9 protein-coding genes are annotated in these 11,754 nt (G+C 64.9%); 5 read left to right on the forward strand and 4 right to left on the reverse strand.

The window, feature by feature from the left end; genetic code table 11:
* Positions 1 to 274: 274 nt before the first annotated feature.
* Positions 275 to 3,142 (reverse strand): ATP-binding protein, encoded by a 2,868-nt coding sequence (locus QFZ27_RS32900; RefSeq protein WP_429230677.1) that lies wholly within the window; start codon positions 3,140 to 3,142, stop codon positions 275 to 277.
* A gap of 169 nt (positions 3,143 to 3,311) precedes the next feature.
* Here QFZ27_RS32900 and QFZ27_RS32905 point away from each other — a divergent pair, with 169 nt between their 5' ends.
* The gene (locus QFZ27_RS32905) at positions 3,312 to 3,647 is read left to right on the forward strand and encodes a hypothetical protein (protein WP_429230678.1); all 336 of its coding nucleotides are present in this window, start codon (positions 3,312 to 3,314) and stop codon (positions 3,645 to 3,647) included.
* A 59-nt stretch (positions 3,648 to 3,706) separates the two neighbouring features.
* On the opposite strand, the gene QFZ27_RS32910 is transcribed toward QFZ27_RS32905, so the two are convergent.
* Entirely contained in the window at positions 3,707 to 5,005 is a 1,299-nt protein-coding gene (locus QFZ27_RS32910) for an NAD-dependent epimerase/dehydratase family protein (RefSeq protein ID WP_429230679.1), read from the reverse strand.
* Positions 5,006 to 5,226: 221 nt separating this feature from the next.
* A complete protein-coding gene (gene ltrA, locus QFZ27_RS32915; RefSeq protein ID WP_429225542.1) occupies positions 5,227 to 6,705 on the reverse strand; it encodes a group II intron reverse transcriptase/maturase in 1,479 nt (492 codons plus the stop codon).
* Between the two features lie 630 nt (positions 6,706 to 7,335).
* Between ltrA and QFZ27_RS32920 the strand changes: the two genes are divergently transcribed.
* Both QFZ27_RS32920 and QFZ27_RS32925 read left to right on the forward strand, forming a co-directional pair.
* Positions 7,336 to 7,608, forward strand: a complete 273-nt coding sequence (locus QFZ27_RS32920; RefSeq protein ID WP_429230680.1) for a hypothetical protein — start codon at positions 7,336 to 7,338, stop codon at positions 7,606 to 7,608.
* 31 nt (positions 7,609 to 7,639) lie between these two features.
* Positions 7,640 to 8,266, forward strand: coding sequence for a hypothetical protein (locus QFZ27_RS32925; protein WP_429230681.1), 627 nt, complete (start codon positions 7,640 to 7,642; stop codon positions 8,264 to 8,266).
* Between the two features lie 216 nt (positions 8,267 to 8,482).
* On the opposite strand, the gene QFZ27_RS32930 is transcribed toward QFZ27_RS32925, so the two are convergent.
* On the reverse strand, positions 8,483 to 9,688 hold the full coding sequence (locus QFZ27_RS32930; protein WP_429230682.1) for an integrase core domain-containing protein: 1,206 nt from the start codon (positions 9,686 to 9,688) through the stop codon (positions 8,483 to 8,485).
* A 578-nt stretch (positions 9,689 to 10,266) separates the two neighbouring features.
* Here QFZ27_RS32930 and QFZ27_RS32935 point away from each other — a divergent pair.
* Both QFZ27_RS32935 and QFZ27_RS32940 read left to right on the forward strand, forming a co-directional pair.
* Positions 10,267 to 10,881 carry a sulfite exporter TauE/SafE family protein gene (locus QFZ27_RS32935; RefSeq protein ID WP_429230683.1) on the forward strand — a complete coding sequence of 205 codons (615 nt, stop codon included), beginning with the start codon at positions 10,267 to 10,269 and terminating at the stop codon, positions 10,879 to 10,881.
* A 144-nt stretch (positions 10,882 to 11,025) separates the two neighbouring features.
* Positions 11,026 to 11,730 (forward strand): DUF899 family protein, encoded by a 705-nt coding sequence (locus tag QFZ27_RS32940; protein WP_429230684.1) that lies wholly within the window; start codon positions 11,026 to 11,028, stop codon positions 11,728 to 11,730.
* Positions 11,731 to 11,754 lie beyond the last annotated feature (24 nt).

Consider the following 11,754-nt stretch of genomic DNA (forward strand, 5'->3'; position numbering starts at 1 on the left):
GCCCGACGTCGTCGGACCGGATCTGCGTTATCGCGATCGAGACCGGATGAGCGCGATGTCCGGCGCTGCGGAGCACGATACTCGCCACTTCATCTTCCGTACTCCGCCGAGCGCGACATGAGCGACAGCGGGGCGTCGCTCCATGACAGGATGCCGTAATGATACGCACGACGCTGGATGGCCGTGAGTTTACTCTTGTAAAAACAGGTAAAGCCGCAGCGGGCTCGGCGTGTCGAGGCCACCATCTTCACGATGGTGCCGGGCTTACAGCCCATCAGTCCAGATGCGGCCGAAGCGTGCCGATCCATGCGCCGGCTGTCCTGAGATCGTTCGTGTCGTAACCCTCCGTGAAACGATCATAGACGGAGGAAAGGAGCTCACAGGCCTCCGCGGCCTTGCCGCTCTGGTGCCGAAGCTGAGCCAGGCACGTGACGGCCCGCAGTTCCCATGACAGGGCGCCCTGCCGCCGCGCCCAGGCCGAGGCTTCCTGGAAGGTCTCCTCCGCCGTCGCAATCGATCCTTTGGCCCAGGCGAGCCGGCCCTTCACGCGCAAGAGTTCCGATATGCACCAGCGATCCTCATGGGCCTCGCACCGAACCAACCCTTCATCGACGGCGACCAGCCCCTCCTCGATCTCGCCGGCATCGCACATCGCTTCGGCCAGCATGCTTAGAATGAAGGTGATATGGGCCTCGAACCCGGTATGCCGCAGCTTCGCGACCGCCGCTCGCAGGAGCGGCAGCCCAGGTCCGGGATTGCTCGACCGGACCAGCCGGATCGCCTCGAAACAGCGGCCGCAGGCCTCCCAGATGACGAAGCCGTGTTTGGCGGCGAGATCGACCAGCAACGTGGTCAAGCGCCCTGCCGCGTCCAGATCGCCCACCAGCAGCGCGAGCGGAATCGCGGTCTCGCTCAAGACGTATTGCAGCGTCATGACATGGCCGAGCGCCTGAGCGTCTGCCAGCGACCCTTGCGACATGCTCAGCGCCTGGTCGGGCGCGCCCTGCAGCCAGAGAACGCGGGCAAGATTCGCGCGTCCGACAATTCTGTGGTCCACGCGAAAGCCGGCCGTATGCCATCGATGCAGATCACGCTCGTAGCGCGAAAGCATATATTCAAGACTGTGTTTGGCTTCTGCCTGCTCACCAAGATAATGCCTCGAGATGGCGGTGATGCGCTGCCCCATCAGAAGCTTTGCCGTGTCGCCGCGTTTTGCTGCCAGATCGCAGAAGCGTTCCGCAAAGCTCAAAGCGGCTCGTGGCGAGCCGCCGTAAAGCCTCGCATTCCATAAGCCCCATAGCGCCCGTGCCTCATAGTCTGCTTCGCCGAGCTCGGTGGCGAGTTCAAGGGCGCGCAACCAGGCCGCATCGGTGGCTTCGCCAGGGCCCCGCGTATAGACCACGGCCGCTCCCAGCGCCGAGCGCAGCCGCATCTCGCTATGCAGATCATGACCAGGGTCCGCCTCGATTGCTTCGAGCGCCCGCTCGGCACTCGCCACGCAGGCATAGAGCTGGCCCAGGTCGAACAACAGTATTGCGGCGGCGACGGAAAGCGAGACGCCGATTGCCGGATCGCCGCCGGCCGAGAATGCCCAATCGAGCGCCGACCGTATGTTGTCGACCTCCTGACGATAGATGGCCAGCCACTCGTCGGTGGAGCGAAGTGCCCACTCGGCCCGCGCTCGATCCAGGAGGTCACGGTAAAACTCGGCGTGAGCCCGCGAGGCGAGTGGAGCTTCTCCGCTTTCGCGGAGCTTTTCGATCGAATAGGCGCGCGTCGTGTCGAGCAGCCGGTAACGCACGGCGACGTCACTGACATCCGCCGAGATCAGCGACTTCGCCATCAGGTTCGCCACGCCTCCGACGATCTCAGGGCCAGCGATGTGACCGCCCGCGGCCACGGCACGGGCGGATTCGAGCGTGAAATCGCCGGTGAATACGGAGAGGCGTCGCAGGATGACGCGCTCATCCTCCGACAGGAGCCTGTAGCTCCAGTCGAGTGTCGCGGCCAAAGTCTGCTGCCGTGCCGGAGCGGTCCTTCGCCCCTGGTTCCCCAGCCGGAACCCGTCATTGAGAAGAGCCGCGAGCTGGTGGATCCCGAAGGCATCGGCGCGGGCGGCCGCGAGCTCGATCGCGAGTGCGATCCCGTCCAGCTTGCGGCAGATATCCGAAACGATGGGCGCCTCGGCATCACTGAGCTCGAAATCCTCCCGGCTCGCCGTTGCGCGTTCGACAAAGAGCTGCACCGCCGGAAAGCTGAGCGCCTCCGCGGCCGTCGGGTCGGACCGGCGGGGCGGGCTTGCCAGCGGCAGCAGGCGATGCACGTGCTCTTGTCTCAATCGCAGCGGTTCACGGCTGGTCGCCAGGATGTCCACGTTTGGCGCGCGGGTCATGATCTGCTCCGCCACGGCGGCCGCAGCCCCGATGACGTGCTCGCAGTTATCGAGCAGGATCAGCAAACGCTTATCCTGCAGATGGTTCATCAATCCCTCGACGACCTCCCGTGACCGAATTTCCAGCCCGAGCGCGGAGGTCAGAGTGGCCGGCACGAGTTGAGGATCGCGCAACGGCGCCAGATCGACGAACCAGACGCCATGATCATAGGCGGACATCAGGGCGTCGGCTGCGGCAAGTGCAACGGTTGTCTTGCCGATGCCGCCAGGCCCGACGATGGAGACCAGCCGGTGCTGCCGCAGATGCTTCAGCAGCGCACCAAGGGTATCGGCACGGCCGATCGTCCGGATCAAGGAAGGTGGCAGATTGTGCTTGCGCTGGACGGCGGAGCTCTGAGCCACCGGCGCCGGCTCGCAGGGCTCCACCGGCGCGACGAAGCAATAGCCGCGGCCGGTAACGCTCGTGACATAGCGATGCCCGGGCCGACCTTCGCCGAGCGCCTTTCTCAGCGCCGTGATCTGGACTCTGAGATTGGCTTCTTCGACGACGACGTTGGGCCAGACGCGGGCCATCAATTCTGCCTTGGTGACCAACTCGCCCGGACGTTCGACGAGCGCGGTCAAAATCTCCAGCGACCGATTGCCCAGGCGCACTGGTCTTTCCCCCTCCAGAAGGAGTTGCCGGGACGGGAGGAGGCGGAAAGATCCGAACGAATAGGCGCGTTCGCGCGAGGCGGACGCGTCGACCACGGCGTTGAACCCCTTTTGGTAATGTCTAGCTGGACCACAGAGTATGGGTGCGGCTCGGGCTTGTCCATTCCGGCCCTACCGGTCGATGCTGGCCCGCCGGGCACGCCTGGCTTGCCGGAGCGCCCGGCCGCCGCCATGTCCTTTGAGCGACCGAAGGGGAGAGAGGGCGATGCCCGGCACCGACCGAGACGCCGAGCTGCGCTATGCGCTGGGCCAGCTCGAGCAATGGCTGCAGCGCTGGCAAGCCGGCCACAGGATGACCTCGCGCGAGCGGTGGAACATCCGTTTCGCCGTCCAGCAGCTCCAGGCCGACGAGGGGGCGCGGCAGGAGCCGGACGTCGTGACCAAGGCCGACACCATGATCGACCCGATCCGGCGGATCGACCCGGCCCTGCCCGACCAGCCCGACGCCAGCGCCGCGCCCGAGATCGACTATCCCCTGGAGCAGTTCGAACGCGACCTGACGCAGCTGCGGCAGAAATTCGCCTATCTCGGGGGCCCCTGACCACTCCGTCATCGCGAGGCCCAGAAGCCGCCGCCACTGGGAGGCCACGGGTTCGCATGTCAGCTGGTGGGCCGTTCCCGTGTGTTCCAAATGATGCTTGGCATCATCGAGTCCAGGTCGATGATGTCTCGACGCATACTGACAACACCGGCGATCTCGTCCGCGATCGCCGCGTCCATCGTTCTCAGCTCCAGATTCAGCTCCCGAAACCCCGCCAGCTCAAGATGGAGCGCATGCTTTTCGTTCTCGCCCCGGGGGTTTGGAATATGAACAATTCCGGCATCCGTGTGTCGCGCGATAGTTTGCGCAACTTCAAGGACGGTCTTTGTCTCGGCGACCTGATGCATGATTGTCACTTCACGAAACTCGCCCATTTCCCGGTGAATTGCGGCATCTATGCAGCGGACCATGTCGTTTATATGGATAAAGGCGCGTGTCTGATTGCCTGATCCATAGACTGTAAGGGGTTTCCCGGAGCAGGCTTGCACGATAAAGCGGTTCACAACGGTCCCATACTGCTCATCGTAGTCGAAACGATTGACCAGTGCCGGATCGAGTGAAGTCTCCGCGGTCTGTGTGCCCCAGACGATACCCTGCAGCAAATCAATCACCTCGATCCCCTGCATCCGGACATAATAATCCAGCAGGGTCGTCAGCATCGCTTTTGAGGTGTGATAGAGCGAAGTCGGGCTATTTGGGAATCGGCCAATCACCGAGTGCAATGCCCCCGAATTATCGGCGTAGGAGAACGTGGTCACTTTTTCCGGAATCAAGTGCGTGTGATCGTTATAGCCATAGACGCCAATAGAACCCAGATGGATGAATCTTGCAGGCTTTGCCTGTGCCGCGACGGCCTGAAGCAAGGCATGCGCGGCGAGAATGTTGTTTTCCAGAGTGTAGGCCCCGGCGGTCGGGGAGGACATCGAATATGGTGCCGATCGCTGCGCCGCAAGGTGGATCACATGATCAGGCTGGAACTCTCCGACCACGCGTTTCAGCCGATCGGCTTCACGAGAGACATCAAGCCGGAGAAAACCGACCTTCCTGCCTGTGACGGCTTGCCATTGACCGAGACGCTCCTCGACCGAGGCGATGGGCACGAGCGACTGGGCTCCCAGATCGTCGGCGATTCTTCGGCGCACCAGGCTATCGATCATCACTATCTCATGTCCCTGCCGCGACAGGTGCAGGACCGTGGGCCAGCCGCAAAACCCGTCTCCCCCGGTGACAAGTATCCTCATCAGCACCTTCCTTGAAAAACGTCCGGCGACCCACGTCAGAACCGAAGAAGATTGAGCTTCGGGGATGCGACGATGCCCAGGGGCAGATGGGATCGGCGACCATGCGCCGTATCGCATGGGTGGATCCCGTCGAATGACGGGACTACCCAGATCTTATGGTCAGCGAGTAATCTTTCAGGTAATTGCAGATGACGGATCCACTATCGGCTGAAATAGTGATCTGCTTTCCTACATCAAGTCAATGGCCGAACCAGGACAATTACGGATCGCGGTAGGGACGCCCATTGCTGAGCGCCCCCCGCACAGATCCGTACGTGCCCGATTAAGGCATACGGCTCCTACCTTGGGTGTTTGACGGCGAAGCGCAGTTGTGGCCAGGGATGTAGGACTCGCGGTTTGGGGAGCCAGTCATTGGCCAGCCGCGTCATCCGCGTCCAGGTCATGCTGTCCTTCTGGCTGCGCCGCCGAAGCGTTCGCCGCCAGAGTTCGGTGACGAAGAAGCGGAACGTGACCAGCGCCTGACTGTTGGTCGGCACGGCGTGATAGTTGAAGTAGCCTTTGACGACCTGCCCCAGCCATCTGCCCTGATCGGGGATGGGCTGGTGCATGCGTTGCCGCAGTTCCTGTTTGATGGCTTGCAGCTTCGCCCGCATGCGATCGCGCCGGGTCTTGCGCTTGACCAGGAACTTGCCCGCCCGCGATCGCCCGCAGATGAAGGTGAAGCCCAGGAAGTCGAAGGTTTCCGGTTTGCCGAGCCCGCGCCGCTCGCGGTCGGCCGCCGCATGGCGGCCGAACTCGATCAGGCGGGTCTTGTCCGGATGCACCGACAACGCAAACGCCTCGAACCGCTCGCGCATCGCCTCCAGGAAGCGCCGGGCGTCCGCCTCGTGCTCGAAGCCGACGACGATGTCGTCGGCGTAGCGCACGATGATGACGTTGCCCGTGGCCTCTCGCCGTCGCCAGCGATGGGCCCACAAGTCGAAGACATAGTGCAGGTAGACGTTGGCCAGGAGCGGTGAGATCACCGACCCTTGTCCCGTCCCCTGGTCACTGGCTGTCACGACCCCGTCTTCAAGAATGCCCGCCCTGAGCCATTTGCGGATCAGGCGGAGGACGCGCGGGTCGCCGATCCGGTGCTCCAGGAAGCGGACAAGCCAGGGCTGGCTCACCGTGTCGAAGAAGCTGCGGATATCGGCGTCCAGGATGAAGTTCACCTTGGTGCTGGTGATCCCGACCACGAGCGCATCCAGCGCATCATGCGCCCCGCGCCCGGGTCGGAACCCATACGAGAACCCGAGGAAGTCTTCCTCATAGATCGCATTCAGCACCGCGGCCGTCGCCCGTTGGACGATCTTGTCCTCCAGGGCGGCAACCGCCAGCGGCCGCTGCCGGCCGTCCGGCTTGGGAATGAAGACCCGCCGGCTCGGCAGCGCCCGATACGCGCCCCGCTGGACCCGGGCGTGCAGGTCTGCGAGCTTGCGCTCCAGATCTGCCTCATAGTCCTGCCATGTCAGCCCGTCGACGCCGGGAGCGGCATTCTTCTTCAGATCGAAGAACGCCTCCTCGAGCAGGGCCAGGCTGAGATGGTGGAACAGCGCGTTGAACCTCTCCTTCTTCCTTTGCCTTGCGGCTTGCCGTATGCGGTCCAGCGCCTGGGACACGCTTGCCCGGTTCTGCGCCCGGCGCGTGCGGTTCCGGCCCGCATTCCCCTCGGTCGCCGCCCTTGGCTCCACCGGCTCCGCAGCGGATCGCTCCGCCTTGTTCGTCGGCTTCACAGCTACTATGGCGGCGTCTGACGTCCCGCGCCCGTGCATCATCGGCTACGGCTCCTCACCTTCCCGATGCGGGCCGCCGCACCACACGGCGGTCGGACGCGGGACCTCCCGGTTCCCGAACAAGGAGCGTCTGCACATGCCAGGGTCTGCGACCACGCCGGGCCGGACGGGTGCTCGCATGACGCGCCCGTCCATGTTGCCTTCCACCCTGTCAACGGCGTCGGCGCCCGGATTTGTGCCTTTCGCGGCTCGATGGCTGGCCTATGCTCTCCCCTGCCGACGCTTCGCTCCTGCCCTCACGGACAACAACGCACGGCTCGGGGCCGATGTGGATCGCTACTCCTTCATCGCAGTGGACTTCCACCACCTACTCCTTGCCGGTCTCCCGGCGCTCTGACAGCGCACAATTAACGCGGCTCTGGTGAGCAGAGCAGCTCGGCTTGAATGCGCGACCGGACGGCGAATTGCACGCGCTTTCTGCCGCCCGTTCGACAGCATTTTATCATTTGATAATTTGTATTTAATTTCAATGCCATACGGAACGGTGCGGATGAAGGACCTGTTGCTTTTGCACTGACTCTCCCGACCCGGGAGAGACCCTACTTCCGGAGATTTCTGATGCTCCGTACAGCACTTCTCGCTGCTCTTCTTTCCGTGGGTGTCGGCGGACCGATGGCAGCGGCTCAGACCACCACCCCATCGACCGATCCCGGCGCCGCGACGGACGCCAAACAGGGCGTCGTTCTCCCCTCCACCACGGGCCTGCAGAAGGGCGCCAACAGCTTCACTGAGGCGCAAGCCCAATCCCGCCTGGAGGACCATGGGTTCACCGGCGTCGCCGGCTTGACCAAGGACGATTCAGGCATCTGGTGGGCGACGGCGTCCAAGGACGGCAAGAGCGTCAAGGTCGGCCTCGACTACCAAGGCAACGTCGCCACCCAGTGACGGCCTTCCATCGCATCATCAGGAGATAGCCATGTCCCGGGTCACGATCACCGGACTGTTCGACAATCCACAGGATGCCGCGGATGCACGCCGCGACATCGAAGCCTTCGGCATTTCGCACAATGACATCGGCCTGCTTGCCCACGGTTCGGAGTATGCAGCCAGGGACACCACGTCCGACAGCTCGGACGCCGCGTCCGGCGCGGGGACCGGGGCTGGCATCGGCACGGTGCTCGGCGGTGGCGCCGGGCTCCTGACGGGGCTTGGCATCATGGCCATTCCCGGCGTCGGCCCGATCGTCGCCGCGGGGTGGCTGGCAGCTACGCTGGCAGGTGCGGCGGCCGGGGCCGTGGCCGGCGGCGCCACCGGGGGGCTGATCGGCGCCATGACGGATTCCGGCGTCGACGAGAATTCGGCCCATGTCTATGCCGAGGGCGTCCGTCGCGGCGGCACGCTTCTGACCGTCCAGGTCGAAGAGGATCAGGCGGCCCGGGTCGAGGAGATCTTCCTGGAAAACGGAGCGGTCGATGCCGCCGCGCGCGGCGAGGCATACCGCACATCAGGCTGGACACGATACGATCCCGCCGCGCCCGCCTACACGCCGGAGGAAATCGCTCGCGAGCGCGACCTGTATGGCCGCGGCGACACTCGGATCTAGACGCGTCGCATCTCGCTTCTTCCGCCCGCGGGGCCTTGCGGCACAAGCGCATTTCGCGTGGTGGAGGCCGCCTGGATGGCGGCCTCCACCACCCGAGGAACGATTCGGTGGTTATCATCCTGATCGGCCGTGGGAGTGGATGGCCCCACTTCGCGCTTGAAGAAGTACTAAACTCGAGCCTTGCGAAGCCTGTCCAGCGGATAGATGGGTGACATTTTAGACCGGATGGATGGGTGACAGCTGCGTCGGGTTGGGGCGCCTGCGCGCAGGCGCCCCAACCCGACGCAGTCGCTTCTGCTGGGGGTCGATCACCCCGATCGGCGTGTTGTAGAAGCGCATGCGCAGCTCGCCGGTTTCGCGTTCCTCGATGGCGACCCATTCGCCGACCAGAACCTCGGACACGAACAGGAAGTCGCCCGCCCACTTGATCTCGCCGTTCGAACGCACCCGGCGGATATCGGCTTCCCGGGGATACTCCGGCTCCGGCAGACGCTTCGGCAACGGCCGCGGCGACGGCTGATAGTGCCGCGCCGGCGGCGTCTGCCCCAAGGCTTCATGCGGCCGTTCGTGGTTGTAATACGCCCGGAATTCGGCGAAGCGTGCAGCCTGGGCCGCCCGGTCGGCCGCCGCCGGCTCAATCGCCTCCCGCAGGGTCAGATGGAACCGCTCCTGACGTCCATTCTGCTGCGGCTTGCCCGGTGCCGTCCGCTCGTGCCGGATGCCCAGCTTCGCCCACCAGGCGCTCAGCCGCGTCAGCCCGGTAACCCCGGGCGAGGCGAACGGCGAACCGTTGTCCGACCGCATGATCTCGGGCAGGCCATTCTCCTCGAAGCTCCGCTCGAACTCCGCTCGCGCCTCCTCACCCCGGGTGCTGTCGCCCGCCGTCAGCCCCAGCAGATACCGCGCATAGCCGTCGCCGATCGTCAGCGGCTCGCACCGCTCGCCATTGCCCAGCCGAAACCAGCCCTTGTGGTCTGTCGCCCAGACCTGGTTCGGCCGCTCCGCCACCGTCAGACCGCCCAGCGTCGGCGGCACCCGATGACGCCGACGCCGCGGCTGCACCAGACCCTCCCGCTTCAGGATCTCCCCCGCCGTCGACGGCACCGGCCAGGCCGCCTCCGGATAGCGCTCCTCCAGCTTCGCGATGATCTTGCGCGGACCCCAACTCGGCCGCGCCAGCTTCTGCTCGATGATCGCCGCCGCCAACTCCACCGGCGTCGCTCGGCCGTGCACTCGCGGCGCATGGCTCCGCTCCGACAGCCCCGCCGAACCCTCCGCCCGATACCGATCAATCCACTTGTACGCCGTCTTCCGACTGATCCCGTAGCGCTCCGACAGTTCCACCACCGTCCACTCCCCGCCCAGCCAGTCCCCGATCAACGACACTCTCTGATCCATGGCACAGCTCTCTTCCCAAGGCATCCGCAGGCCCTCCCTGCCGAAGTAGAGCCGGCACCCATCCATCCGGTCTATTCTGTTACCTCTCTATCCGGACTGGACACTTTGCGTTGCCTCTCCCGTTTACGGGAGAGGTCGGAGACGCGAAGCGGCTCCGGGTGAGGGCCCTTTGTCGAGGCCCGGGCCAACCCTCACCCGGTCGTCCTGCGGACGCCCGACCTCTCCTGCCATGCGGGAGAGGCAATGGGCTTGTGGCACCGCCCTTCTTCTCCCTTCCGGGGCCGCATAGTGGCGTGGGAGGCTCGTCATGACGGCGTGGGGCAGGCGTCTGCTCTCCGGGCCCTGCTCACTCTTTGCGATCCCGGACGGCGGCTTGCGCCGATGCGTTATGTCCAGCTAACTATAGCGCATGGACCAGACCCGACCCGCAGCGTCTCGGCGCAGCCTTCCGGCAGGTTTTCTTGGGGGATCGGCGATCGGAACCCTTGGCGGGCTGATCGGGTTGGGCGGCGCCGAATTCCGGCTGCCGCTGCTGATCGGCCTGTTCCGCTTCGTCGCGCTGGAGGCGGTCATCCTGAACAAGGCCATGAGCTTGGGTCGTCGTGGCCTCGGCGCTGCTGTTCAGGACGCGGGCGGTTCCGGTGGACGAGGTCCTGTCCCACTGGCTGATCATCGCCAATCTGCTCGCGGGCAGCTTGCTGGGGGCCTGGTTCGGCGCCGGTTGGGCAACCCGCCTGCGTTCGGAAACGCTCTACAAGGTGATCGCGGCATTGCTCGCGGTCATCGCCGCCGTGCTGCTGCTCGGGCACCAGGTCACGGGCGGAGCCGCCTTGGTCAGCGGCCCGGCGCAGCTGGTGGCGGGTGTCGTCGCCGGCTTCGGCATCGGGATCTTCGCAGCCGTCCTGGGCGTCGCCGGAGGCGAACTGCTGATCCCGGCCCTGGTGCTGCTGTTCGGGGCGGACATCAAGCTGGCGGGAAGCCTCTCCCTTGCCGTGAGCCTGCCGACGATGCTGGTCGGCTTCGCGCGCTACAGTCAGGATCGGAGTTTCAGCGTCCTCGGCCGCAATCGGACCTTCTTGCTGGTGATGGCCGCGGGGTCCGTCGTCGGCAGCTACATCGGAGGCCTGCTGCTGGGCGTCGTGCCGGGTGCGGTTCTGCTGCCGATCCTGGCGGCGATCCTGGCCATCTCGGCCGTGAAGCTCTGGCAGCACAAATGACCGGGACATTCGGAATCCCGTCACACTTGTAGCTCCCATCGTTCGATATCCAGCCCTAGGTCTATCCCGCGACCGATCAGGTCGAAGGAAGAGAGGAGCTGAGCGGTGAAAAACCCCATGAGAGGTGAACCTGGAGTCCCTGCGGTGGTCGATCGGAGCACCTTCCAGGCCGAGCTGGACGCGCTGCGGGTTCGAGAGAAGGCTCACTCGCGGGAAGGCGATGCTATTGCATCCGCCCGCCGGCGGCTGCCCATGGTCGAGGTGGATGGCACGACGCCGCTGACCGGCGAGAATGGCGCAGTGACGTTGCTGGACGCGTTCGAGGGTCGCCGGCAGCTTATCGCCTATTACTTCATGTGGTACGCCGGCCGGCTAGCGGCAGAGCAGTGCGAGGGCTGCACCCTCTATACGTCGCAGGTCCGCGAGCTGTCCTTCCTGCGCTCCCGCGACGTCACCTACGCCACGTTCTGCCAGGGCCCCTACGAAGAAAGCGCCAGGTACCGCGACTTCATGGGCTGGGAGATGCCTTGGTACTCGGCCCAGGACTCGCTCGACACTCTCCTGGTCGGACGCCAGGCGGGCATGATGCACATCGTCTGCTATCTGCGGCAGGGATCCAACGTCTTCGAGACTTACTGGACGACGATGCGCGGCGTCGAGGTGATGGGCAACAACTACGCCTTGCTCGATCTCACGGTCTTCGGGCGGCAGGAGACGTGGGAGGACTCGCCGGCCGGCTGGCCACGGCGGGACGACGAGCACAGCTACCGTATCGATGGACGCCCGATCGCCCAGTGGCCCCGCCTGAAGGCCGGGCATTCCGACGACCTGGGAACCGGCAAGCGCTGAGCCGCATCGGCTGTCCTACAAGGA

It is taken from the genome of Inquilinus ginsengisoli (assembly GCF_050434925.1).
GTDB lineage: Bacteria > Pseudomonadota > Alphaproteobacteria > DSM-16000 > Inquilinaceae > Inquilinus > Inquilinus ginsengisoli_B.